This window comes from Kocuria sp. CPCC 205260 (assembly GCF_040981045.1).
Lineage (GTDB): Bacteria > Actinomycetota > Actinomycetes > Actinomycetales > Micrococcaceae > Kocuria > Kocuria palustris.
This window is the reverse complement of the sequence record NZ_JAVKPT010000009.1, coordinates 17,727-42,319: the sequence shown is the minus strand read 5'-3', so window position 1 is coordinate 42,319 and position 24,593 is coordinate 17,727. Positions and strand designations below refer to the sequence as shown.

General features: G+C 70.8%; 22 protein-coding genes. 18 read left to right on the top strand and 4 right to left on the bottom strand.

Annotation, left to right across the window (positions count from 1 at the left end; translation table 11 throughout):
- Positions 1-6: 6 nt before the first annotated feature.
- The 3 genes from RF645_RS11910 (at position 7) to RF645_RS11900 (ending at position 3,147) form a co-directional block, all read left to right on the top strand.
- On the top strand, positions 7-216 hold the full coding sequence (locus tag RF645_RS11910) for a ubiquitin-like protein Pup (protein WP_271403631.1): 210 nt from the start codon (positions 7-9) through the stop codon (positions 214-216).
- Between the two features lie 4 nt (positions 217-220).
- The gene (pafA, locus tag RF645_RS11905; RefSeq protein ID WP_053447419.1) at positions 221-1,699 is read left to right on the top strand and encodes a Pup--protein ligase; all 1,479 of its coding nucleotides are present in this window, start codon (positions 221-223) and stop codon (positions 1,697-1,699) included.
- A 110-nt stretch (positions 1,700-1,809) separates the two neighbouring features.
- The gene (locus RF645_RS11900; protein WP_006215725.1) at positions 1,810-3,147 is read left to right on the top strand and encodes a M20/M25/M40 family metallo-hydrolase; all 1,338 of its coding nucleotides are present in this window, start codon (positions 1,810-1,812) and stop codon (positions 3,145-3,147) included.
- A gap of 155 nt (positions 3,148-3,302) precedes the next feature.
- On the opposite strand, the gene RF645_RS11895 is transcribed toward RF645_RS11900, so the two are convergent.
- Positions 3,303-3,548, bottom strand: coding sequence for a DUF5703 family protein (locus tag RF645_RS11895; RefSeq protein WP_024290401.1), 246 nt, complete (start codon positions 3,546-3,548; stop codon positions 3,303-3,305).
- Positions 3,549-3,587: 39 nt separating this feature from the next.
- On the opposite strand from RF645_RS11895, the gene RF645_RS11890 reads away from it, so the two are divergent.
- From RF645_RS11890 to mshC, 3 genes are all read left to right on the top strand, one after another.
- Entirely contained in the window at positions 3,588-3,893 is a 306-nt protein-coding gene (locus RF645_RS11890) for a hypothetical protein (RefSeq protein WP_053447417.1), read from the top strand.
- A 154-nt stretch (positions 3,894-4,047) separates the two neighbouring features.
- The gene (locus tag RF645_RS11885) at positions 4,048-4,902 is read left to right on the top strand and encodes an undecaprenyl-diphosphate phosphatase (RefSeq protein WP_137802402.1); all 855 of its coding nucleotides are present in this window, start codon (positions 4,048-4,050) and stop codon (positions 4,900-4,902) included.
- A 220-nt stretch (positions 4,903-5,122) separates the two neighbouring features.
- Positions 5,123-6,442 (top strand): cysteine--1-D-myo-inosityl 2-amino-2-deoxy-alpha-D-glucopyranoside ligase, encoded by a 1,320-nt coding sequence (gene mshC / locus RF645_RS11880; protein WP_137802447.1) that lies wholly within the window; start codon positions 5,123-5,125, stop codon positions 6,440-6,442.
- 74 nt (positions 6,443-6,516) lie between these two features.
- On the opposite strand, the gene RF645_RS11875 is transcribed toward mshC, so the two are convergent.
- Positions 6,517-7,410 (bottom strand): PAC2 family protein, encoded by an 894-nt coding sequence (locus tag RF645_RS11875; RefSeq protein ID WP_350871039.1) that lies wholly within the window; start codon positions 7,408-7,410, stop codon positions 6,517-6,519.
- Positions 7,411-7,538: 128 nt separating this feature from the next.
- On the opposite strand from RF645_RS11875, the gene RF645_RS11870 reads away from it, so the two are divergent.
- The 12 genes from RF645_RS11870 to RF645_RS11815 all read left to right on the top strand — a co-directional run bounded on the left by RF645_RS11870 (position 7,539) and on the right by RF645_RS11815 (position 22,642).
- Positions 7,539-8,339 (top strand): HAD family hydrolase, encoded by an 801-nt coding sequence (locus RF645_RS11870; RefSeq protein ID WP_368819141.1) that lies wholly within the window; start codon positions 7,539-7,541, stop codon positions 8,337-8,339.
- Between the two features lie 68 nt (positions 8,340-8,407).
- On the top strand, positions 8,408-9,547 hold the full coding sequence (locus RF645_RS11865; RefSeq protein WP_368819140.1) for a site-2 protease family protein: 1,140 nt from the start codon (positions 8,408-8,410) through the stop codon (positions 9,545-9,547).
- Between the two features lie 257 nt (positions 9,548-9,804).
- Complete coding sequence (locus RF645_RS11860; RefSeq protein ID WP_368819139.1) at positions 9,805-10,890, top strand: tRNA (adenine-N1)-methyltransferase; 1,086 nt, start codon at positions 9,805-9,807, stop codon at positions 10,888-10,890.
- 153 nt (positions 10,891-11,043) lie between these two features.
- Positions 11,044-12,789: an FKBP-type peptidyl-prolyl cis-trans isomerase gene (locus tag RF645_RS11855; RefSeq protein WP_368819138.1), complete on the top strand. Its 1,746-nt coding sequence runs from the start codon at positions 11,044-11,046 to the stop codon at positions 12,787-12,789.
- Between the two features lie 126 nt (positions 12,790-12,915).
- Entirely contained in the window at positions 12,916-13,311 is a 396-nt protein-coding gene (locus RF645_RS11850; protein ID WP_006215715.1) for an FKBP-type peptidyl-prolyl cis-trans isomerase, read from the top strand.
- A 55-nt stretch (positions 13,312-13,366) separates the two neighbouring features.
- A complete protein-coding gene (locus tag RF645_RS11845) occupies positions 13,367-15,616 on the top strand; it encodes a WYL domain-containing protein (protein ID WP_368819137.1) in 2,250 nt (749 codons plus the stop codon).
- Positions 15,613-15,999 carry a hypothetical protein gene (locus tag RF645_RS11840; protein WP_368819136.1) on the top strand — a complete coding sequence of 129 codons (387 nt, stop codon included), beginning with the start codon at positions 15,613-15,615 and terminating at the stop codon, positions 15,997-15,999. The genes RF645_RS11845 and RF645_RS11840 overlap by 4 nt, the downstream gene beginning before the upstream one ends.
- Positions 15,992-16,285, top strand: a complete 294-nt coding sequence (tatA, locus tag RF645_RS11835) for a Sec-independent protein translocase subunit TatA (RefSeq protein ID WP_368819135.1) — start codon at positions 15,992-15,994, stop codon at positions 16,283-16,285. Before RF645_RS11840 ends, tatA begins: the two co-directional genes overlap by 8 nt.
- 214 nt (positions 16,286-16,499) lie before the next feature.
- Positions 16,500-17,315 (top strand): twin-arginine translocase subunit TatC, encoded by an 816-nt coding sequence (tatC, locus tag RF645_RS11830; RefSeq protein WP_051990512.1) that lies wholly within the window; start codon positions 16,500-16,502, stop codon positions 17,313-17,315.
- A gap of 117 nt (positions 17,316-17,432) precedes the next feature.
- Positions 17,433-20,330, top strand: a complete 2,898-nt coding sequence (locus RF645_RS11825; RefSeq protein ID WP_368819134.1) for a DEAD/DEAH box helicase — start codon at positions 17,433-17,435, stop codon at positions 20,328-20,330.
- Positions 20,331-20,423: 93 nt separating this feature from the next.
- The gene (locus tag RF645_RS11820; RefSeq protein ID WP_368819133.1) at positions 20,424-21,551 is read left to right on the top strand and encodes an amidohydrolase family protein; all 1,128 of its coding nucleotides are present in this window, start codon (positions 20,424-20,426) and stop codon (positions 21,549-21,551) included.
- Positions 21,552-21,895: 344 nt separating this feature from the next.
- Positions 21,896-22,642: a polyprenol monophosphomannose synthase gene (locus RF645_RS11815; protein WP_368819132.1), complete on the top strand. Its 747-nt coding sequence runs from the start codon at positions 21,896-21,898 to the stop codon at positions 22,640-22,642.
- Positions 22,643-22,763: 121 nt separating this feature from the next.
- Here RF645_RS11815 and RF645_RS11810 read toward each other — a convergent pair whose 3' ends face one another.
- Both RF645_RS11810 and RF645_RS11805 read right to left on the bottom strand, forming a co-directional pair.
- Complete coding sequence (locus RF645_RS11810) at positions 22,764-23,099, bottom strand: RNA polymerase-binding protein RbpA (RefSeq protein WP_024290413.1); 336 nt, start codon at positions 23,097-23,099, stop codon at positions 22,764-22,766.
- Positions 23,100-23,253: 154 nt separating this feature from the next.
- Positions 23,254-24,537 carry an SPFH domain-containing protein gene (locus RF645_RS11805; RefSeq protein WP_368819131.1) on the bottom strand — a complete coding sequence of 428 codons (1,284 nt, stop codon included), beginning with the start codon at positions 24,535-24,537 and terminating at the stop codon, positions 23,254-23,256.
- Between the last annotated feature and the right edge of the window lie 56 nt (positions 24,538-24,593).

Sequence of the window (24,593 nt, the reverse complement as noted above, 5' to 3'; positions counted from 1 at the left end):
ACGAACATGGCAGAGCGCATCCAGCACAACGAGCCGCAGCGTCGCGACGAGGACTTCGAGCCCACGGGCCCGGCCCCCAGCGGCGGCGGGGCGCCCTCGGAGGCCGCCCAGGCCCGCAGCAGCCAGGCCGATGACTTCCTGGCGGACATCGACTCGATCCTCGAGGCCAATGCCGAGGAGTTCGTGAAGGGCTTCGTGCAGAAGGGCGGTCAGTGATCCGATGGATCAGCGGATCATCGGCGTCGAGACCGAGTTCGGGATCATCCACACGCAGCGCGGGGACGCCGCTTTCGGTGAGCCCGCGCGCACGCTGAGCCCAGACGACGCCGCCCGGCTGCTCTTCCAGCCGATCGTGGAGTGGGGGCGGTCCTCGAACCTGTTCCTGCCCAACGGCGCTCGGCTCTACCTGGACGTCGGCGCTCACCCCGAGTACGCCAGCGCCGAGTGCGCGAACCTCCAGGACATCGTGGCGCAGGATCGCGCCGGCGAGCTGATCGTCGACCGGATGCGCCAGGCCCTGGAGGCCAAGCTGGCCGCCGACGGCACCGGGGGATCGGTCTACCTGTTCAAGACCAATGTGGACAGCTCCGGCAACTCGTTCGGCTCGCATGAGAACTACATGATCGGGCGGGACACCCGCTTCGCGCGCCTCGTGGCCAGCCTGATCCCGTTCCTGGTCACCCGGCAGCTCTACTCGGGCACCGGGCGCATCCACCCGAACGGACCCGTCGGCTTCGGCGAGGGCCAGACGTTCGGCGGCGGGCAGGGCGAGGCCTCGTACTCGTTCTCGCAGCGCGCCGATCACATCTGGGAGGACGCGTCGTCCTCGACCACGCGCGCCCGGCCGCTGATCAACACCCGCGACGAGCCCCACGGGGACTCCGAGCGCTTCCGCCGCCTGCACGTGATCGTGGGGGACTCGACCATGTCGACGACCACCACGGCGCTGCGCCTGGGCGTGACGGATCTGATGCTGCGGGTGATCGAGTCCGGCCAGCCGCTGCAGGACCGCACGCTGAACTCGCCGGCCATGGCGCTGCGTCAGATCTCGCATGATCTGACCGGCACCTTCCAGGTGGCCATGCGCGAGGGCGGCACCCGCTCGGCGCTGGACCTGCAGCGCGAGTACTGGGAGGTGGTCTCCCGCTTCGTGCAGGCCAACGGCGCGCACCACGACCGAGTGGACTGGCTGCTGGAACTGTGGGCGCGGTCCCTGGAGGCCGTCGAGAGCGGGGACCATTCGCTCATCGACACCGAGATCGACTGGGCCATCAAGAAGAAGCTCATCGACTCGTGGGCCGAGCGAGCCGGTGCGGACTACAGCCACCCGCGCGCCGCCCAGCTCGATCTGACCTACCACGACATCGCCCCGGGCCGCGGCCTGTTCCGCATGCTGGAGGAACGGGGCATGGCAGCCAGGCTGCCGGGCACCGACGGATCCGAGGCCGAGGCGGCCGTCGACCAGCCCCCGGCCACGCGCGCGGCCCTGCGCGGTGCGCTCGTGCAGGCGGGCATGGAGGCCGGCGTCCACTTCACGGCCGACTGGGTCAACATGAAGGTCAACGGGCCGGCCCAGCGCGTGGTGACCCTGCGGGACCCGTTCGCCACGCACGACGAGGCCGCCGAGCAGCTGCTCGAGCGGCTGCGCGCCGAGCGCACCACCGCGGTCACGTCCTCGCCGCTGCCGCCGGCCGTCTGAGCCGAGCGGCCGATCTTGGGCCGCCGCCGCCCGGGCTGGACACCTGCTCCGGACCGGGCGGACGATGGCCTCAGGTCCCTCACGTCCCTCGAACCCCTCAGGAGCTCTCCGTGAACACCCCGAACCCCTCGACCACCCCCGCCGGCTCAGCGGGCACGGCCCATGACGAGGCCGCCGAGATCTGCCGGAACCTGATCCGGATCGACACCTCCAACTACGGGCGCGGCGAGTCCAAGGGGGAGCGCCGTGCCGCGGAGTACGTGGCCGGGCTGCTCGAGGAGGTCGGGCTGGCGGCCACCATGGTGGAATCGGCCCCGGGACGCACGAGCGTCTTCGCGCGCATGGAGGGCACGGACCCGTCGGCCGATGCCCTGCTGGTGCACGGACACCTGGACGTGGTTCCTGCAGTGGCCGAGGACTGGAGCGTGGACCCCTTCGCCGCCGAGATCCGCGACGGCATGATCTGGGGCCGCGGCGCCGTGGACATGAAGGACATGGACGCCATGATCCTCTCGGTCGTGCGGCACATGGTGCGCACCGGCCAGAAGCCCAAGCGGGACATCATGCTGGGCTTCTTCGCCGATGAGGAGGCCGGGATGGAGTACGGCTCCAAGTGGGTCGTGCGCAACCACCCGGAGCTCTTCGAGGGCGTGACGGACGCGATCTCGGAGGTCGGCGGCTACTCGGCGAACATCGGCGGCCAGCGCGCCTACCTGCTGCAGACCGCGGAGAAGGGGCTCATGTGGATGCGCCTGTTCGCCGACGGCACCGCCGGGCACGGCTCCCAGGTCAACACCGACAATCCGGTCACGCGGCTGTCCCGGGCCATGGCGAACATCGGCGAGTACCAGTGGCCGATCGAGCTGACCAAGACCACGCGCCAGTTCCTGGACACCGTGACGGAGCTGACCGGCGTGGAGTTCGATCCGCAGAACCCGCAGCGGATGCTCGACGAGCTGGGCTCGGTGGCCCGCTTCGTCGGTGCCACGCTGCAGAACACGGCCAACCCCTCCATGCTCAGCTCCGGCTACAAGGTCAACGTCATCCCCGGCACCGCCGAGGCCGGGCTGGACGTGCGCTTCCTGCCGGAGCAGCGCGAGATCGTGCTGGAGAAGCTGCGCGAGCTGGCGGGGGAGGGCATCCGCTTCGAGTTCGAGGCCGACGACATCGGGCTCGAGGTCCCGTTCTCCGGCAACGTGGTCGATGCCATGGTCGCCTCGCTGAAGCAGCACGACCCGGAGGCCGTGGTCATGCCGTACATGCTCTCGGCGGGCACGGACAACAAGGCGCTGGATCCGCTGGGGATCACCGGCTACGGCTTCGTGCCGCTGCGCCTGCCCGATGAGCTCGACTTCCCGGCCATGTTCCACGGGGTCGACGAGCGAGTGCCGATCGCTTCGCTCGAGTTCGGCGCCGACGTCCTGCACACGCTGCTCACCGGCTACTGAGTCGCTCCCTCGAGCGGCCGAATCCGGCCCGTCCAGCCATCGAGCGGCCGAGTTGTCACCGGTTCATGGCTGAGACGGCGGCGAATCGGCCACTCGATGGAGATGGGGTGGGAATGGGGCTGATGCCGTGTCGTCGACGCGCTGGCTGACTGCTCTCAGAGGGTGCGCTCGACGCGCATGACCCGGCGGCGCAGCCAGTGCTTGCGGGCCCCGCTGTAGAGATGGACCACTCGGTGCAGCTCCCACTTGCCGTATTCGGCGTGCTCGACGACTCTCGCGCGGGCGTCGGCGAGGCGCTCTCCGGGCCCGACGGTCAGCACCAGGTACTCGAAGCGCGGGTCGAGCATGGGCTGGCCCACCCCGGGGTCGCGAGGGGAACTCTGGATGACTTGCTCTCTCATCGCTCCCATTCTGCTCCTCGGGGCGGTAACGTCGAGTCCATGAGCAACGATCCGCGCGTCGCACTCCAGTCCCTCGTCTCCGCCCTCGAAGAGCACCTGGCCGCCCTGTCCAATCGCCGCGGGGAGGACGACCCCTCGGTGGACGCCGCCTACGTGGCGATCGCCGATGCTTTCGACGCCTACGAGGAGTCCCTCTACGAGAACTACGACGAGGTCACGCCTCTGACCGTCTTCGCAGACGATGAGGATGATGAGGACGACGACGACTTCGAGGATGACGAGGACGACCTCGAGGACTTCGACGACGACGCGGAGGACGACTCCGACGACGAGCGCGGAGCCTGATCCCGCTGCCGGCTGACGTCCGGCATCCGAAGCCCCCAGTGATCCCGGTCACCGGGGGCTTCGTCGTCGTGGGGTGGGTGTCGGCGCATGTGTGCCGGGAATCGCACGGCGTCCCTCGGTGGCAGTCGCAGGGCCGTGCCATAGGGTGAACGGCGTGAATTGGCTTGAATCGATCATCCTCGGCCTGGTCCAGGGCCTGACGGAGTTCCTCCCCGTGTCCTCGTCCGCCCATCTGCGCATCGTGGGGGAGTTCCTCCCGGGCTCCGCGGACCCCGGTGCCGCCTTCACGGCGATCACGCAGCTCGGCACAGAGACTGCCGTGATCCTCTACTTCTGGCGGGACATCGTCCGGATCATCAAGCACTGGGCGCTGTCGCTCGTGGGAAAGATGGATCGCTCCGATCCGGATGCCCGCATGGGATGGCTGATCATCGTGGGCTCGCTGCCCATCGGCATCCTGGGACTGCTGTTCGAGGACCAGATCGACACCACCCTGCGCAGCCTGTGGATCACGGCCACCATGCTGATCGTCTTCGGCGTGATCCTGGGCATCGCCGATCACATCGGCAAGCAGGTCCGCGACCTCGAGGACCTCAACGTCAAGCACGGCGTGCTCTACGGCTTCGCCCAGGCCATGGCCCTGATCCCGGGGGTCTCGCGCTCCGGCGGCACGATCACCGCGGGCCTGCTCATGGGCTACAAGCGCGAGGCCGCCGCCCGCTACGCCTTCCTGCTGGCCATCCCGGCGGTGTTCGCCTCGGGGCTCTACAAGCTGGCCTCGGAGATCGTCGATCCGTCGCCCCAGCCGTACTCGATGGCCCAGACCGCCCTGGCCACGATCGTCGCCTTCGTGATCGGCTACGTGATCATCGGCTGGTTCATGCACTACATCTCGAACCGCTCCTACTCGCTGTTCGTGTGGTACCGGATCATCCTGGGCATCGTGCTGTTCATCCTCCTGGGCACCGGCGTGATCTCCGCGGTGCCGGAGCTGAGCGCCGGCGGCTGATCCGCCGCTGCGAGGCCCCGTCCGGACCCCGTCGATCCGACCCCGTGGGCCCCGGCCGTCCGCCGCGGCAGGCGGAGCCGAGCGCGGCGGGGTCTATTGCACTCGGCCGACGTGGGAGACTGGACGAGACGTGCGCTCGCCCCGCCGAGCGAGCGCCCCCCCCCCCGCGCGGTCAGGTCTCCGCGCCCCATCTTCAGTACGACCGTCCCCAGAGGTGACAATGCAGTCCTGGTCCGCACGCCCCGTCCCCGAGCTTCCCGGTCAGGCAGCCCCGCCCGCGGTGTTCGATTCCCGGACCCGGCAGGTGGAGCAGCTGCCGCAGCAGGAGCGAGCCTCGCTGTACGTCTGCGGCATCACCCCGTACGACGCCACCCACCTGGGCCACGCCAGCACCTACGTGGCCTTCGACCTGCTGCATCGGGCCTGGCTCGATGCCGGGATGCGGGTAGACTACGTCCAGAACGTGACCGACGTGGACGACCCCCTGCTCGAGCGCGCTGATCGCGACGGCGTGGACTGGCGCGATCTGGCCCGTGAGCAGACCGACCTGTTCCGCGAGGACATGACCGCGCTGAATGTCATCCCGCCGCAGCACTACCTGGGCGCCACGGAGACGCTCGAGTGGATCGTCCCGGCCGTCGAGGGGCTCCTGGCCCAGGGCCTGGCCTATCGGGTCCAGGGGGAGGACGGCGAGCCGGACGGCGACGTCTACTTCGACGTCCGCGCTGTCGCCGAGGCCGGCGACAGCAACATCCCGGTGCTTCAGCCGAAGGTGCAGGGCGACGAGGACGGCGCGCCCGGCCCCTGGAGCCTCGGACAGATCTCCGGGCTCACCCGCGACGAGATGCTCGAGGTCTTCGGCGAGCGCGGCGGCGATCCCGAGCGCCCGGGCAAGCGCGACATCTTCGATCCGCTGCTGTGGCGCGTGCACCGCGAGGGCGAGCCCTCCTGGGAGGGGGGCGAGCTGGGCGAGGGGCGTCCCGGCTGGCACATCGAGTGCTCGCTGATCTCCCTGAAGCTGCTGCCGGCGCCGTTCACCGTCCAGGGCGGCGGCTCGGACCTGGTCTTCCCGCACCATGAGATGGGAGCCGGTCACAGTTGGGCGCTGTCCGGTCGGCCCATGGCCCGGAACTTCGTGCACACCGGGATGGTCGGCCTGGACGGGCACAAGATGTCCAAGTCGCTGGGCAACCTGGAGCTCGTCTCGCGGCTGCGCGAGCGCGGCGTCGAGCCTGCCGCTGTCCGCCTGGCGATCCTGTCCCAGCACTACCGCGAGGACTGGTCCTGGAGCCAGGACGTCCTCACCCGCGCCGAGGCGCGTCTCACGCGCTGGCGCATGGCCGCCGACGTCGCCGTGGAGGGCTCCTTCGCCGATGCTCTCGACTCGGTGCGCGACGCCCTGGCGGATGACCTCGATTCGCCCCGGGCGATCGAGGCGATCGACGTCTGGGCCGAAGGGGTGCTGGTCGGCGGACAGCGCGGCTCCGGAGACGACCTCGCGCGGCAGGCCATCGAGGCACGGCTGGGCGTCGTCCTCTAAGAGCTGCTGCAGGACATGAGGAAGGGGCCCGTGCGCGAGATGCGCACGGGCCCCTTGCCGGTTCGGCGGCTGTCTCAGCCCTGGTCGCGGCGGCGCAGGAAGCGCTCGAACTCCTGGGCGATCGCGTCGCCGCTGGCCTCGGGGAGATCGGCGGTGTCCTTGGCCTCCTCGAGCTTGGCCACGTAGGCGGCGATCTCCGGGTCCTCCTCGGCCAGATCGTCCACCCCTCGCTCCCACGCCTCGGAGTCCTCGACCAGCGCGTCCATGGGCACCGTGATCCTCAGGAGGTCCTCGAGCCGGCGCAGCACGGCCAGCTGCGCCTTGGGGGAGGGAGACTGGGCCACGTAGTGCGGCACGGCGGCCCACAGGCTCAGCGAGGGGATCCCGGACATCGAGGCCAGGTGGCTGAGCACTCCGACCATGCCGGTGGGGCCGTCGTAGTCCGAGCCGGTGATCTCGAGCTCCTGCTGCAGCTCCTCGGTCTCCGAGGTGACGGTGATGGGGATCGGGCGGGTGTGCGGCACATCGGCCAGCAGCGCCCCCACCATCACCACGAAGTCCACCTCGAGCTGGGTCGCGTGCTCCAGGATCTCGGCGGCGAAGCTGGACCACCGGTACGACGGCTCCCAGCCGTGCAGCAGGATCAGATCCAGGTTGGTCCCGGGCACCGAGGCCCGCAGCATCCGCGTGGTCGGCCACACGATCCTGGACTCGCCGGTGGCGGAGCGGACGATGCGCGGACGCGAGTACTGGTAGTCGTAGTACTCATCGGGGCTGACCTCGAAGTCCTCGGCCGCGCCGAAGGCCTCGGCCAGCAGCTTCACGGCATCCGTGGCCGCATCGCCTGCGTCGTTCCAGCCCTCGAAGGCACCGATCAGCACCCGCACGCGCTCGCCCGATCCGGCCTCCTGCACGATGCCGAACGGGCCCGCCTCGGGCTGGGGGAAGGTCTCGTCGAATCCGCTCACGCGACTCACTGTACGCGCGGGGCCTGCGGTCCGCCCGGCCGGGGAGCCCGCTGCTCGCCGTGAGCGCACACGATCACTTCACAGGCGCGGTACAGGTCCGGGGCAGGGCGAGCCGATAGGATCCCAGCATGCTTCCGACGAGTCCCGATCCAGCGACAGAGACCGCTTCCGCCGCCGCGGCCTCCGCGCGCCCCCACGCCGTCCTGTGGGACATGGATGGAACTCTCGTGGACACCGAGCCGCACTGGTTCGCCGCCGAGGCCGACCTCATGGGCTCCCACGGCCTCGTCTGGACGGATGAGGACTCCCTGAGCGTGGTCGGCGGAGACCTCGAGGAGACCGGGCGGATCATGGTCCGCGCCGGGATCCCGCTGAGCGTGCGCGAGGTCGTCGACGCCCTGTGCGAGCGCGTGGCCGCAGGCGTGCGCCGCGAGCTCGAGCTGCGTCCCGGGGCCCTGGAGCTGCTCGTGGCCCTTCGGCGCGAGGGCATTCCCACAGCGCTGGTGACCAACTCCGAGTCCCCGGTGGCCGATGTGGTCGTGGAGAAGCTCGGCGCGATCGCCGCCTCCGGCGAGGACCCCGCCACCAGCTGGGACGGCCCGCTGTTCGATCTGATCGTCACGGGCAACATCGGTCTGCCGGTCAAGCCGGATCCGGCCCCCTACGTCTTCGCCGCCCGTCGGCTCTCCGCCCTGGTCTCCGAGCGCCAGGATAACCCCGAAGAGCTGAGCATCCGGCGGATGGTCGCCATCGAGGACTCGCTGACCGGCATCCGCTCGGCCATCGGCTCCGGGGCCTTCGTCCTGGGGGTGTCCAACCTGATCGACATCTCGGATGTGGGCCTGGACCGGGAGGTCGGCTCCCTGAGCGAGGTCACCCCGGCAGCGCTCGGGACCTGGGTCGACGAGCGCGAGCGGCGCCGCCCGTGACGAGGGCGCCTTCCGGCAGCGCAGCGCCGGCGTCCCAGCCGCGGCGGCGGAGGGGCCCGCGCGGGTCCGTGCCCCTGGGGCACATCGCCGGGATGCCGCTGCATCTGCAGTCCTCCTGGCTGATCATCAGCTTCCTGGTCGTGCTCCTCTACGGCCCCGTTCTGCGCCGGTCGATGCCCGAGCTCGGCCTCGGCGCCTACGCGGTGGCCCTCGGTTTCTGCCTTCTGCTCGGAGTCTCCGTGCTGCTGCATGAGCTGGCCCATGCCGGTGCCGCCCGGGCCTTCGGCTGGCCCGTGGATCGGATCGTGCTCTCGATCGCCGGCGGGCACACGGCCTTCGGGCGCACGAATCCGCGCTGGTGGGCGTCCACGGTCGTGTCGGTCGTGGGTCCGATCGTGAACCTGCTGATCGCGGCGGTCGGATTCGCGCTGCTGCCCGGGCTGGGGGAGGCCGCGCAGGTCGACGGCGCCATGGTTGCCCGCATCGGCTGGTCAGTGCTGTCGCTGACCTCGACCGCCAACCTCCTGGTGGGCTTGTTCAACCTCGTCCCGGGCCTTCCGCTGGACGGCGGCAGGGTGGTCGAGGGCCTGGTGTGGGGACTGACCGGCAGCGAGCGGATGGGCACCGTGGCCGCGGCCTGGACGGGTCGGCTGTGCGCCGTGGCGATCGTGACCGCAGTGCTGCTGCTGGGGATGTGGCAGCGTCCCCTGAGCCTGATCGTGGCGGGTCTGCTCGTGTGGATGCTGGTCTCCGGCGCCGCGGATGGCCTGCGGCGCTCGAAGGCCTCGGCGGCCATGGAGGGCCGCACCGCCCTGGGCCTGAGCCAGCCGGCGGTCGGCATCCCCGCCGGGCAGAGCCTGCGCGCCGTCGAGCAGATCGCAGCCCAGCTCGAGCCCGGCACCTCGGTCGTCGGGATGGAGGACGGCATCCCCGTGGGCGTGCTCGACGGAGGCCGGCTCAGCGCCGTGCCGTCCCACGAGCGCGCGGCCTCCCCGCTGAGCCGCGCCCTGCTGCCGATCCGCCCGTCGGCGATCCTGCCCGAGGAGCTCTCCGGCCACGACCTGCTCGAGGCTGCGGTGCGCTGCGCCAGCCCGGTGATGGTCGTCGTCGATGCCGAGGGCACCGTGATCGGCACCCTGTCGGCGGCGCGTCTGAATGCCGAGCTCGAGCGATCCGGGCTGATCCGCCCGGACGGCTCGGCACGCTGAGCACGAGGCACCCGGCTGACGCCAGGCAAGCGACGCAGCCGCACCCCCTCTTCCAGGATCCTGAGAACTGCCGACGCCCGTCGGTCCCGAGCCTGAGACCTGTGGGCGCCGGTCGCGGTCGGCCGGTCGAGCGCGGTGATGCGACAATGTCCGTCGCCGAAGCCCCGAAGGGCCTCGGCCCCGAATCCTCGAAGCCGCCACCGGCGCACCCGTCCCGTGCTCGTGCAGCGAGCTCTCCCGCCAGCGAAAGGCAGTCCATGACCGAGGCCAGCACCCCCACCAGCTCCCCGCAGACCTCCGGCGAGCGCGCGCACGGCCCCTCCGGGGCGATCAACCGCCGCGGGCCCATGCGCGAGGGCGAGCGCATCCAGATCATGGACGACCGGGGCAAGCTGACCACGATCACGCTCACGGCCGGGCAGGAGTACCAGACCCACAAGGGCGTCCTGCCGCACGATCTGCTGATCGGGCAGCCCGAGGGCACCGTGGTCGAGAACTCCGTGGGCATCGCCTACCAGGCCCTTCGCCCGCTGATGAAGGACTTCGTGCTGTCCATGCCGCGCGGTGCCGCGGTGGTCTACCCCAAGGACGCCGGGCAGATCGTCACGATGGGCGACATCTTCCCGGGCGCCCGCGTGGTCGAGGCCGGCGTGGGCTCGGGAGCCCTGTCGATCGCGCTGCTGCGTGCGATCGGCGACGAGGGCAGCCTGCACTCCTTCGAGCGCCGCGAGGAGTTCGCGGAGGTCGCCCAGGGCAACATCGAGACGTTCTTCGGCGGAGCCCACCCCGCCTGGCGGCTGAGCATCGGTGATCTGGCCGAGGAGCTCGGCTGGCGCGAGGAGCCCGGCAGCGTGGACCGCGTGGTGCTCGACATGCTGGCGCCGTGGGAGTGCCTGGATGCCGTCGCGGGGGTGCTCGTCCCCGGCGGCGTGGTGATCTGCTATGTGGCCACGGTGACGCAGCTGTCGCGGGTGGCCGAGGCCATGCGCGCCGACGGGCGCTACACCGAGCCCGACGCGCACGAGACCATGGTCCGCGGCTGGCACGTGGAGGGCCTGGCCGTGCGCCCGGACCACCGCATGGTCGCCCACACCGGGTTCCTGATCACCGCCCGTCGCCTGGCCGACGGCGCCCGCCGGCTGGCGCCCAAGCGGCGTGCGTCGAAGTCCGAGTACACCCAGGAGGACCTGCAGGCCTGGACCCCGCTGACACTGGGGGAGCGCGAGGTCACGGACAAGAAGGCCCGCCGCGCCAGTCGCGACGCCCGCCACCTGGCCGATCGCGCCGCGCAGGCGGATGCCCTGGCGCGTCAGGATCCGCGGGAGCAGACTCCGCAGGACTGAGCTCCGGCCGCCTGCGCCGCCAGTGTCGGCACAGGCGGCATTCAGCCCCGACCGATAGCCTGTCCGCCGACCACCGGTCCGTCCTGGGAAGCCGCCTCGCTGCCGGGATGACCCCACCGAGATGCCGCACCTGGTCGCGGCCTGGAGGAACACGTGCGCAAGCCCCTGCTCGTCACCGGAACCGCGATGTCTGCAGCCCTGCTCCTGGTGGGCTGCTCGGGAGGCGGAGGACTGCGCTCCGTCGAGATGACGGATGAGGACCGCGCCGCCGGTGAGGCCCCCTCGATCGACTACGAGACCCCCATCAAGGTCGAGGGCAACGAGACCAAGGTCCTGGACGAGGGCGACGGCGAGGACATCGACCCCGGTGACACCCTGATGGTCCAGATGTCGATCTACAGCGGCGGCGACAAGTCGGAGCTGGGGGAGTCCTACTCCCAGAGCGCCGGTCAGGTCCTCACCTTCGACGATGACCTCAAGGAGCGGGTCCCGGAGCTCTACGAGGCCATGGAGGGCATGAAGGTCGGCGGCGTCGTGGCCTACTCCTCGGACGCCACGGCCGGGCAGAGCGGCACCGAGGGCGATGACTCCACCGCAGTGGAGGTCTACGAGATCATCGACGAGGTGCCCAGCGGCATCGACGGCGAGATGAAGGAGTCTCCCGACGGGCTGCCGGTGGTCACTGAGGGCGAGGACGGAGCCCCGCAGATCGCCGAGCCCGAGGGCAAGGCCCCGTCCGAAGTCACCTCCGAGTACCTCATCGAGGGCGACGGCGAGGAGATCGGCGAGGGCGACACCGTCGTGGCCGACTATGTCGGCGTGCGCTGGGAGGACGGAGAGGTCTTCGACTCCTCCTACGAGTCCGGCTCCCCGGCGGCTCTTCCGCTGGACACCATGATCCCGGGCTGGGCCGAGGCCCTCGAGGGCAAGAAGGTCGGCTCGCGGGTCATCATGTCGATCCCCGCCGAGAAGGCCTACGGCACCGCTGAAGAGCTCGGCGAGGACTCCGAGTACCCGGCCGGCGACCTCGTGTTCGTGGTCGACCTGCTGGCCTCCTACGACACCCCCGAGCCGGAGCCCCTGCCCGATCCCACCGCCTCCGTGGTCAACGAGGGCGACGGCGCGGAGGTCGAGGACGGCGACACCCTGCTGGTGCGCACCTCGCCGGTCGAGGACGGCGAGCCGCAGCAGGAGCAGGACCAGGTCATGCGCATCGACGACGACCTGGCAGAGAGCGATCAGTTCCTCCACGACCAGCTCGCCGACGCCAGGGTCGGGACCTCCGTGGACATCACCTCCAGCGCCGACGACGGCACTGGGCAGGTCCAGGAGACCACCGTGCGCTACACCGTCCAGGAGATCCTGCCGGACTCACCCGAGGGCGAGATGGCCGCCAGCACCGACGGTCTGCCGCAGGTCTCGGAGGGCGAGAGCGGCACCCCGCAGATCGAGAAGCCGTCGGGCGAGGCGCCGGATGACGTCGTCACCCAGACGCTGATCGCAGGCGACGGCGCCGAGGTCAAGGCCGAGGACACCGTGGCGGTGGACTACGTCGGCGTGCGCTGGGAGGACGGCGAGGTCTTCGACTCCTCCTACGAACGAGGCGTCCCCACCGCGTTCCCGCTCTCGGCCGTGATCCCGGGCTGGTCGGAGGGTCTGGAGGGCCAGAAGGTCGGCTCGCGCGTGCTGATCTCGATCCCCGCCGACAAGGCCTACGGCACCCAGGAGGAGGTCGATGCCGACGGCAGCGGCAGCCCCGCCGGCGACCTGCTGTTCGTCGTGGACATCCTCGGCGCCACCGAATCCGCCGAGCAGCCGGAGGCGCCGGCGACCGGCGACGCGACGGACGGTGCGGAGGATTCCGCGACCGCCGACGACCAGGCGTCCGCCGAGGGCTGATCCGCAGGGCGCTGATGGTCAGGGGCGGCTATCCTGGTCGCACAGTCTGCGTCGCATCGGTCCAGGCCGTGCGACCGTCGATCTCCCACCCCAGAGATCCCCCATCCGAACCCCCAGGAGGAAACCGTGTCCTTCGGACAGCGAAATCTCGACCGCTCCAAGCCCGAGGTGGACTTCCCCGAGGGCGATGCCCCCACCGAGCTCGTGTCGATCGACCTGGTCGAGGGCAAGGGCGCTGTGGCGGAGCCCGGCAAGCAGGTCTCCTGCCACTACGTCGGCGTGGCCCACTCGACCGGCGAGGAGTTCGACGCCTCGTGGAACCGCGGCCAGCCGCTGGACTTCACGGTCGGCATCGGCCAGGTCATCGAGGGATGGGACCAGGGTCTGCTGGGCATGCGCGTGGGCGGACGCCGTCGTCTCGAGATCCCGTCGTCCATGGCCTACGGGGAGCGCGGCGCAGGCGGCGCCATCGGCCCGAACGAGGCCCTGATCTTCGTCGTCGACCTCGTCGACGTGCGCTGACGCAGCAGTGCCTGCCGACCAGCGCCGACGCGCTACGGAGCGTCGGCTGAATCTGATGCTCGCGCTGCTGTACCGCGAGCGGGGCTACACCCGCGCGGAGCTGCGCGGGGTCGTGCCCGACTACCAGGAGGCCACGACCGACAGCGGCTTCGAGCGGATGTTCGAACGCGACAAGCAGGAGCTGCGCGCCCTGGGCTTCCCGATCGAGGAGGTCCCGGAGTCGCTGCTCTTCGAGGACGACGCCACCTTCCGCTACCGGATCCCGCGCGGCTCCTTCACGCTGCCTCCGCTGCGATTCACCGCAGAGGAGACGGCTGTGCTCGGCCTGGCCGCCAACGCCTGGACCGAGGCGTCGCTGGGCACCGTGGCCAGGCGCGCCCTGCGCAAGCTCGAGCCCGTGCTGGAGGCCTCGGCCGTCCAGGACGAGCCCTCGCCCATGATCCAGCCCACCGTCACTGTCCAGGAACCGGCCTTCGCTCCGCTCATGGAGGCCGTGCTGCGTCACCGGCAGGTGCGCTTCGACTATCTGGCGGCCTCGACCGATGAGCAGACGCATCGTCGGCTCGAGCCGTGGGGCGTCGGCTCCCGGTTCGGCTCGTGGTACGTGACGGGCTGGGACCTGGATCGCCAGGCCGAGCGCACGTTCAGGCTCTCGCGCATCGTCTCCGAGGTCCGAGCCACCGCCCAGACCTTCGAGCCCCCGGCCGGGTTCTCCATGAACGACCGCCTGGATGCGCTCGAGGCCGCACCGGCACTGGGATCAGTCGCCGTCGACGTGGCCCCGGGCCGAGGCCAGATGCTGCGACGCATGGCCTCTGCCGAGTCGCTGGGCGCCGGGACCGATGGCCGAGACCGCTTGCTGGTGCCCGTCACCGAGCCGGAGCGCGTGGCCGATGAGGTCGCCGCCGTGGGCCCGGACGCCTTCATGCCGTCGCCGGAGCTCGCGGACCTGCCGGAGGCCGACCCGCTGGACGCCGAGCTCGGCGCCGCAGATCCGCTGGAGGCCCTGCTGCAGCCGGGCCAGCCCGAGCCGCGGCTGCAGACCCGCGTGCGCGCCAGCGTGCTGCGCCGCCTGCGCGGGGCGGCTCAGTTCCAGCAGCGCCTGCGAGGAGCCGAGGTCGACTGGAACCGCCCCTCGCGGCGCTCCCGGCGCACCTCCACGTCGTCGTCGGAGCACCTGGCGCGGCTGCTCGAGATCGTGCGCTACGTCTACGGGCACCAGGGCGTGGACATCAGCGAGGTCGCCGAGCACGTCGAGGTCGACGTCGACCAGGTGGTCGAGGACTTGGGCCTGCTCTTCGTGTGCGGACGTCCCGGGCACACCCCGGATCAGCTCATCGAGGCCTCCTGGGACGGCGGGCCGGTCAACGTCTCGAACGCCGAGGAGATCTCGGACCCGGTGCGCCTGACCCAGCCCGAGGCCGCCGCGCTGATGATCGGGCTGCAGACGCTGCGCTCCCTGCCCGGCGAGCAGACCCCGGCCATCGACTCCGCGCTGCGCAAGGTCGCGGAGGCGGCGGGGGAGCCGGCCACGGTCGTGGACGCCGTCGGAGCACGTGCTGACACCGCCCTGGCCGCGGCCTCCCTGGAGGCGGCCGGCCACGACGAGCCCGAGCCGCTGCCGGAGATCACTGCGTGGTCGGCCGCCCAGGACCCGATCGACTCGCTCGTGGATCTCGTCCGCGGGGCGATCGACGACCGCCGCCGTGTGCGGATCCAGTACATCGTGGCCTCGCGCGACGAAGTCACGGAGCGGGAGATCGACCCCCTGCACCTGACCTCGTCCAACACCTACTGGTACGTGATCGCGTGGTGCACCAAGGCGCAGGCGCTGCGCGAGTTCCGCCTGGACCGCGTGCGCTCGGCCCTGGTGGTCGGCGATGCCGAGGTCCACGAGGACCCCGCCTCGCGTCCGCAGTTGCGCCCCCGGGACCCAGCGCTGTCCGCCGAGACGGAGATCGCCCTGGTCACCGACCGCCGCAGCCGTTGGATCGCCGATCAGTACCGGGCCACGCGCACCGCGGTCGTCGAGCTGCCGCCGCTGGAGGGGGTGGCCGCGGAGGAGGCTGCCGTCGAGGAGGCCCCCGCCGCCCGAGGGCGAGGCGGGCGTCCGCCGGTCGAGTTCGAGGCCGCGCAGATCTCCTTCACCACGGCGGAGCAGGCCTTCTCGCTGGTCACCCGCTACGGCGGGCAGCTCGGCGCGCTGGCCCCGCCGCCCGTCGTCCAGGCCGGGGAACAGTGGGTGAACACCGCCATGGCCCCCTATCTGGATGCGGCCGATGATCAGGAATCGGAACTAGGGTGAGCGTCATGTCCTGGTGGATGTGGCTCCTGCTGTGGACCGGGCTCGTGCTCGTCGCGGCAGTGTTCCTGGCGGCACTGCTGTGGTTCGCCTGGCGGCGGCTTCTGGCCGCACTGGGCGAGCTCGACAGGCTGGGGGCCGTGATCGAGCGGGTGGGGTCGCAGCATCCCTCCGGGTCCGCCGGGCGGACCCGGAGCCTGGCGGTGCGGGGCGCGTCGGACGTGTTCACGCCGGTGCGCGAGGCCAGGCTGAAGTATCGTGAAGACAGTCACAGACGACGCTCCGAGCGCGTCGAGCGCCGCATCGCGCGGCGGGCGCTGAGAGCTCAGCCGCAGAGGGTCCATGACCTGCACGCGGCACGAGGAAAGGAACTCCCGAATGGGTAAGCTCTTCGACAATCCGATGTTCATCGTCCTGATCCTGCTGGTCATCGTCCTGCTCTTCGGGGCTCCCAAGCTGCCCGGAATGGCCCGCAGCCTCGGCCAGTCCATGCGCATCTTCAAGTCCGAGGTCAAGGAGATGAAGGACGACGGCAAGGACTCCACGGGGGAGAACGAGTCCACGATCGTCGACGGCGAGACCGTGCGCGAGTCCGGGACCAGTACCAGCACGGGCACGAACGGCTCCACGGCGGCGGACAGCGCCTCGAACTCCGACGGCACCGTCCGATGACCCCGGGGCTCACCGCCCCGTCAGCTGACCTCCGGGCCGAAGTCCCTGCGGACTCCGGCCCGGTTCGCCTGCCGCGGCGAGTCCGTCGCCGCGGCCCCCAGGGAGATCGACGATGACCGAGATGCAGCCGGAGAAGCCCGCCGGGAGGCCGTCAGCAGCGGATCGGCGCGAGCAGCGCCGCGTGCGCAGCCGCCGCCGCAACCCCCAGGCGCAGATGGCGCTCACCGAGCACCTGCGCGAGCTGCGCAACCGCCTGATCAAGTCCGCCATCGGCCTCGTGATCGGCATGGTCCTGGGCTTCGTGGTCTACAACCCGTTCATGGCTTACATCACCGAGCCGCTCACGGCGGTGGCGGAGGCCCAGGGCCAGGAAGCCGCCGTCAACTACAACTCGGTCGGCGGCCCGTTCAACCAGATGGTCCAGGTCGCCCTGACGCTCGGCGTGATCATCTCCAGCCCGGTCTGGCTGTACCAGATCTGGGCGTTCATCATGCCGGCGCTGCAGAAGAAGGAGAAGCGCTACGCCTACGGCTTCGTGCTGGCAGCCGTTCCGCTGTTCCTGATCGGCTGCGCGGTGGCCGTGCTGGTGCTGCCCACCGCAGTCATCGCGCTGACGTCGTTCACGCCCACCGGCGGCACCAACCTGATCGGCGCCGACGTCTACGTCACGTTCTTCATGCAGCTGATCCTGACCTTCGGCATCTCGTTCGTGTTGCCGGTGCTGCTCGTGGGCCTGAACATGCTCGGGCTGCTCAAGGGCCGGACCATCCTGCGCTCATGGCGCTGGGTCGTGATCATCGTGCTGATCATCTCGGCCATGGCGGCGCCAGGGCCGGACATGATGACCATGTTCTACCTGGCCGTGCCGCTGCTGCTGCTGTTCTTCCTGGCGGTGGCGCTGTGCCTGCTGCTCGACCGCCGCAAGGCCAAGCGGGCGGCGGCCCGGGAGGCCGAGACGGGTCTCGGCGCAGACAGCGCGACGTCTGCTGAGGACCTCAGCGCCATGGGGCGCACCGACGAGAAGAGCTGACCCGATCCGATCGGTCTGCCTCAGGGCCGCGTGCCTGCCGGCGGCCGCAGCACCCGACAGCCCCGCACCCGCTCCGGCGGGCGCGGGGCTGTCGTCGTCGGGTCGTAGGGTGGGGGCATGTCCAGTCCAGCCGAGCGATACATGGCAGCCAAGGCCCGCACCTCCGAGGCCAGGACCTACCGCAGCCGCTTCGCGGCCAGCCTGGACTTCGAGCTCGACGACTTCCAGATCGAGGGCTGCCGTGCGCTCGAGGAGGGCCGCGGCGTCCTGGTCGCAGCACCCACCGGCGCCGGCAAGACCGTCGTGGGGGAGTTCGCCGTCGACCTGGCGCTGCATCGCGGGCAGAAGGCGTTCTACACCACGCCCATCAAGGCGCTGAGCAACCAGAAGCACTCGGACTTCGTGCGCCGCTTCGGTGCCGAGCGCGTGGGGCTGCTCACCGGCGACACCTCGATCAACTCCGAGGCGGACGTGGTGGTGATGACCACTGAGGTCCTGCGCAACATGCTCTACGCGGACTCGCCCACCCTGAGCAACCTCGGCTTCGTGGTCATGGACGAGGTCCACTACCTGGCCGATCGCTTCCGCGGCGCCGTGTGGGAGGAGGTCATCATCCACCTGCCGCCGCACGTGCAGATGGCCTGCCTGTCCGCCACGGTCTCCAATGCGGAGGAGTTCGGCGATTGGCTGGGCACCGTGCGCGGGGAGACGGACGTGGTGGTCTCCGAGCACCGTCCGGTGCCGCTGTGGCAGCACATGCAGGTCGGCACCGAGCTGATGGACCTGTTCGTCACGGACACGGTCGAGCAGGCCGCCGAGAAGGCTGAACGGCTCGAGCGAGCGCGAGAGGCCGGGCTCGAGGCCCGGATCGAGCCACCGGCGGTGAACCCCGAGCTGCTGCATCTGGCCCGCTCCCAGGCCTCCGGACGGCGCGGTCCGGGCGGGCGGTCCCGAGAGCGCATGCGCCAGAAGAACGGCCGAGGGCGCGGCGGGCACGGACGAGACGACCGCGGACGCGGCTCCGGGCGCGACGACCGCGGCGGCTCCATCCCGCGCATCAGCCGCCCCCACCTTCTCCGACAGCTGCAGAGCGAGGGCCTGCTGCCGGCGATCACGTTCATCTTCTCCCGAGCCGGCTGCGACGACGCCGTGACCCAGTGCCTGGCCGCCGACCTGCAGCTGACTACCGAGGCCGAGCGGCGCACCATCCGCGCTGTGACCGCGGAGGCGGCCGCCTCGCTCAACGACGCCGATCTGGACGTTCTCGGCTTCCGGCAGTGGCGGGACGGCCTGCTGCACGGCGTGGCGGCCCACCACGCGGGGCTGCTGCCGCTGTTCAAGGAAGTCGTGGAGGAGCTGTTCACCCAGGGGCTGATCAAAGCCGTGTTCGCCACCGAGACCCTGGCGCTGGGCATCAACATGCCGGCGCGCTCCGTGGTGCTCGAGCGCCTGGACAAGTTCAACGGCGAGGCCCGCGTGGACATCACGCCGGGGGAGTACACCCAGCTCACCGGACGCGCGGGGCGCCGAGGGATCGACGTGGAGGGCCACGCGGTCGTGCTGTGGCGGCCCGGCTCGGACCCCCAGGCCGTGGCCGGGCTGGCCTCCAAGCGCACGTACCCGCTGAACTCGAGCTTCCGGCCGACCTACAACATGTCGGTCAACCTGATCGCACAGTTCGGCGCCCAGCGCACCCGCGGGATCCTGGAGTCGTCGTTCGCCCAGTTCCAGGCCGATCGCTCGGTCGTGGGCATCGCCCGGGAAGTGCGCCGCAATCAGGAGGCGCTGGCCGGCTACGAGGAGTCCATGACCTGCCACCTGGGCGACTTCACGGAGTACGCGGCGCTGCGCAGGGAGCTCAAGGACACCGAGAAGTCGGCCGAGAAGGCCCGCTCGCACGCCCGGCGCACTGAGGCCGCGGCATCGCTGCAGGACCTGCTGCCCGGCGATGTGGTGGACATCCCCACTGGCCGCAACCGGGGCTTCGCCGTGGTGGTCTCCCCGGATCCGCACTCGCCGCAGCCGCGGCCGTCGATCGTCACCCACGACGCCCACCTGCGACGCCTGGGCGCTCAGGATCTCGAGGGTCCGCTCGAGCCGATCTCGCGCATCCGTCTGCCCAAGCGGATCGCGGTCTCCTCGCTGAAGGAGCGCAAGGTCATCTCCGGGGCCATGCGCTCCGCGCTGCAGGAGGGCGTGCCTCCGCGGACGGGAGGCCGCAGCGATCAGCCGCGCTTCGCCCGCGGCGGCTCGGGCTCGGAGGCGCGCATCACGGAGCTGCGCCGGCGCCTGCGCGAGCACCCCTGCCACGGCTGCAGCGATCGCGAGCAGCACGCCCGCTGGGCCGAGCGCTGGGAGCGGCTGCGCCGCGAGACCGACCGCCTCATGCGCCAGCTCGACGGACGCACGAACGCGGTGGCCGCCCGCTTCGACCGCATCACCTCGGTGCTGCACGAGCTCGACTACCTCGAGCGCCGCGACGACGAGCTGCGGCTGACCCCGGCCGGGCAGAGCCTGCGGCGGATCTACGGCGATCGCGATCTCCTGCTGGCCATGGGGCTGCGCGACGGCATCCTGGACGGGCTGGACCCGGCGTCCATCGCCGCTGTGGCCACGGTCTTCACGTACCAGGCCAAGCGCCAGGACGCCGGTGCGCGGCCGCGACTGCCCTCCGCCAAGATCGAGCAGGCCGTCGCCACCGCCGTGACGCACTGGACCCGGCTGACCGATCTGGAGGAGCAGCACCGCGTCGATCAGACGGCCGAGCCCGAGCTCGGCATGGTCGGACCCATGCACCGCTGGGCCCGCGGCGGCTCCCTGCGCGCCACGCTCGAGGACACCGAGCTGGCGGCCGGCGACTTCGTGCGCTGGACCAAGCAGGTGATCGACCTTCTCGATCAGGTGGTCTCGATCCGCGGCCTCGACGCCCAGACACGCACCGGCTGCCAGCGCGCCGTCGACCTGATCAGACGCGGCGTGGTCGTCCAATCCGTCCTCGAGGACCCTGAGCCCTGAGCCGCACCGAGCACCGACCGGCACGGAGCACTGAGCCGTCCGCCGGGCGTGCCGAGTCCCCTTTCCACTTCCCGAACCTCCCGAAGGAGCACCATGTCCCAGCAGTCCACCGCGCGAAGCCCCCTCGAGGGTCCTGTCCTCTACCGCCGAGGCTCCGTCTACACGACGGTGGATCCGGGAGCCTCGGCGCTGATCGCCGAGGGGGATCAGGTGGTCTGGGTCGGATCGGAGCAGGCCGCTGACTCGCTGCAGGACGAGCGGATGCAGGTCGTCGAGCTGGACGGCCGGCTGATCACCCCGGCCTTCGTCGACAGCTCTGCGGATCTGAGCCGCAGCGCGCACCCGAGCGCAGCGGCGGCGCTCGGGCTCGGAGCCGTGGTGCACACCGGCGGTCTGCAGGATGCCGAGGCGCTGCAGAACTGGGTCGAGGCGGCGCAGCAGGGCCGTGCCGCGCGCGTCCTGCTGTGGCCGAGCCTCGATCCGCAGGATGACGTCGCCTCGGTCGTCGAGCAGGTCCGTGAGCGCTTCAGCGCTGCGCTGGTCGGCCTCCGGCTGCCGGTGGCGGACGCTGACGCCCAGGCCGTGGCGTCGTTCTGCACGGCCGTGTCGCAGGAGTCTCTGGCCCCGGCGCTGGCCGTCAGCCACGCCGACGAGCTGGCGATCGCGCTGGAGGGCCTCGAGCTCGTGGCGAGCAGCGCGGGGGAGCGCACCGCCCACGCCATGGGCGTGCGCGTGGACCTCGTGGGTGCGGTGGAGCTGACCCAGCGCGACCTCGAGCGCCTCGCCGCCGCTTCTGTCACGCTGTGCCTGGATCCCTCGGTCGAGGCGCCGGTGGCCGAGCTCTACCGGCAGGGCATCCCGGTGGTCTGGGGCACGGGCGCCGCTCTGCTCGACGGCTGGGAGGCTGTGCGAGCCCTGCTGCATCACCCCGATCCGCAGCAGCGCATCTCCGCGAGGGCCGCCTTCGTGGCCGCGACCCGCGGCGCCTGGCGGGCTCTGGGCGGAGGACATCCAATGGCCGGGCAGCTGGCCTCCGGAACACCGGCCACCTACGCCGTGTGGGAGGTCGAGGCGCTGATGGTCCAGCAGGCCGAGGGCACCGGCGCCTCCTGGAGCACCGACCCCCGGGCCCGCACCCCGCTGCTGCCGGCGCTCGAGGACGAGGCGAGCCCGCGCTGCACGCAGACCGTCGTGGACGGACGCATCCTCCCGCTGAGCTGAGGCATTCCGACGCCCCGTCACCTACCCTGGGAAGACGCTCGGTGATCCTGTGCCGGGCCTGTCGATTCCGGGGCCCTGCGCCTGGTCGTGGCAGAGTCGGAGCACAGCGGCCTGGTCAACGGCGGTCTGATCAACGGCTGCGTCGGGACCTGTCGTCGCATTCGAGGGTTCTGGCGCGTCTGCGACTAGACTGACCGTCTTGCACCGGCTCGTCGCCTCCCGGCCCGGCACTGCACCCAGCAGGGCTCGAGGAGGCGCACCATTCCCGGTCGGTGCGGGGGCCTCCCGCAGGATCGGCCCTCGATGTCCTGCTCGGTGCACTTCGGCGAAAGGATGCGCGCAGCGTGCGTTCCCTCATCATCATCCCCACCTACAACGAGCGCGAGTCGCTGCCGACCGTCATGGATCGACTGCGTCGCGCCGTCCCGCAGGGCGATGTCCTCGTCGTGGACGACAACAGCCCCGACGGCACGGGCGAGATGGCGGATCGCATGGCCGAGGCCGATGCGCAGATCCACGTCCTGCACCGCACCGAGAAGAACGGCCTGGGCCAGGCGTACATCGCCGGGTTCCGCTGGGGGCTGGAGCAGGGCTACGAGATCCTCGTGGAGATGGACGCGGACTGCTCCCACCAGCCAGAGGAGCTGCCCAAGCTGCTGCAGGCCGTCGAGAACGGCGCCGACCTGGCGATCGGCTCGCGCTACGTTCCGGGCGGCTCGACGGTGAACTGGCCGTGGATCCGCAAGTTCATCTCCCGCGGCGGCGGGATCTACGCCCGCTTCTTCCTGGGCTCGAACATCCGGGACATCACGGCCGGCTTCCGCGCCTTCCGCGCCGAGACCCTGCGAGCCATCGACTTCACCTCGGTGACCTCGCGCGGCTACTGCTTCCAGATCGACCTGGGCTGGCGCACCGAGCTCGCCGGCCTGCAGGTCGTCGAGGTCCCCATCACCTTCGTGGAGCGCGCCGAGGGCGATTCCAAGATGAGCGCCGACATCACTCGCGAGGCCATCGTCAACGTGGCCAAGTGGGGCGTCACCGCTCGCGCCGAGGTGCTGCGGGACAAGGCCCAGGGTCTGCTCGGACGCTGAAGCCCCCGCGCGGGAGGCTCAGTAGCCGCCGCGCCCATGACGAAGGCCGCCCCCGAATCGGGGGCGGCCTTCGTCATGGGCGCACTGATCGGTCCACGAGGGACCTGTCAGAGGCTGCGGCTCAGAGAGCGTGCAGCTCCCGGTAGTGCTCGAGGCGCTGCTGGAGGATCTCCTCGAGCTCCTCCGTGGTGCGCCGCTCCATGAGCATGTCCCAGTGGGTCCGCTGGTGCTTCTCGTTGGGGTTCTCCGGCTTCTCGCCGTCGACGATGATGGCCTCCTGGCCGGTCTTGGTGTACCAGACCTGCGGGACCTCCGCCTCCATGGCGAAGGTCACGAAGACCGACTCGCCGGACGGGGTGCGGTACTCCACGCGCTGACGCGAGGCGGGCTCGACGCCGGCCTCCGACTCCATGGACTGCGAACCGAGGCGCATGCCGCGAAGGCTGCGATCGCTCATCGGATGTTTCTCCTGTCGGTGGGGGTGTCGGTGGGAAGACCTCTGCTGGAAGACACAACACCGCGACGCTCGAGTCTATTCCCGAGACGTCGCGATGCCGATGCCTCCCACGCGCTCTCGGCGCGTCCTCTTCCGTGGTCTGCGGCCGCTGGGGTCAGCGCTGCGGGGGCTGGCCGTATCCGTCGTGCCCGCTCGGGCGGTAGGGATCGCGGCCGTGCTGCTGAGGGTGCTGCTGGCCCTGGTAGCCCTGCTGAGCCTGCGGGTGGGGCTGCTGGCCCTGCTGATCGAACGGCTGGTCCCGGTCCTGAGGGGCGGCCGCCTGGCGAGGGCGCTGGGCGCCGGCGCGGGTGTCTTCGCCGGGCAGCTTGGCGTTGAGGTCGACCGGGGCGTTCGGGTCGATGGTCTCGGGGCCGGGGACCTCGTAGTCATCGGGGTCGGTGAAGCGCCTGGAGGGGTTGAGGTCCTCGTCGGTGACCTTGACCAGGCCCTCGTCCTCCTTGGCGCGGCGACGAGCCTCGGCCTCCTGCTCGTCCTCCTCCTCCATGACCTCGCCCCAGTCCGGTCCGGCGTCGGGACGGCCCAGGAACTCGCCCACGCCGCGCAGGGCATCGCCGAGCTCAGCGGGGATCATCCACACCTTGTTCGCGGAGCCCTCGGCGACCTTGGGCAGGGTCTGGATGTACTGATACGCCAGCAGCTTCTGCGTGGGCTTGGCGCGGTGGATCGAGTCGAAGACCTTCTGGATCGCCTGGGCCTCGCCGTCGGCGCGCAGGATCGCGGCCTTGGCATCGCCCTCTGCGGAGAGCACGGAGGCCTGGCGCTGACCTTCGGCCGTGAGGATCTGGGACTGCTTCTCGCCCTCGGCAGTGAGGATGGCCGCGCGACGGTCGCGCTCAGCGCGCATCTGCTTCTCCATCGAGTCCTGGATGGAGGCCGGGGGAGTGATCTCCTTGATGTCCACGCGCGAGACCCGCAGGCCCCAGCGGCCGGTCGTGGAGTCGAGCACACCGCGCAGCTCCGCATTGATCTTGTCGCGGGAGGTCAGCGTCTCCTCGAGATTCAGACCGCCGACCACGTTGCGCAGCGTCGCGGAGGTGAGCTCGTCGACCGCATGGATGTAGTTGGTGATCTCGTAGGTGGCCGAGCGGGGGTCCGTCACCTGGAAGTAGACGACGGTGTCGATGCCGACCACGAGGTTGTCCTCGGTGATCACCGACTGCGCCGGGAAGGACACGACCTGCTCGCGCAGATCGATCATGGGCAGCAGCCGGTCGATGAACGGGACCAGGATGTGCAGGCCGGGGGACAGGGTGGACTGGTACTTGCCCAGTCGCTCGACGATGCCTGCGCGGGCCTGCGGAATGATCCGCACCGCCTTCAGCAGGATCACCACAGCGACCACGACAAGGATGACCAGCAGGATGATCGTGGCGATCATGGAGCTCTCCTCGTGACGTCGGTGTTCGGGGGGGGGCGTTCGGATCAGGGGCGATC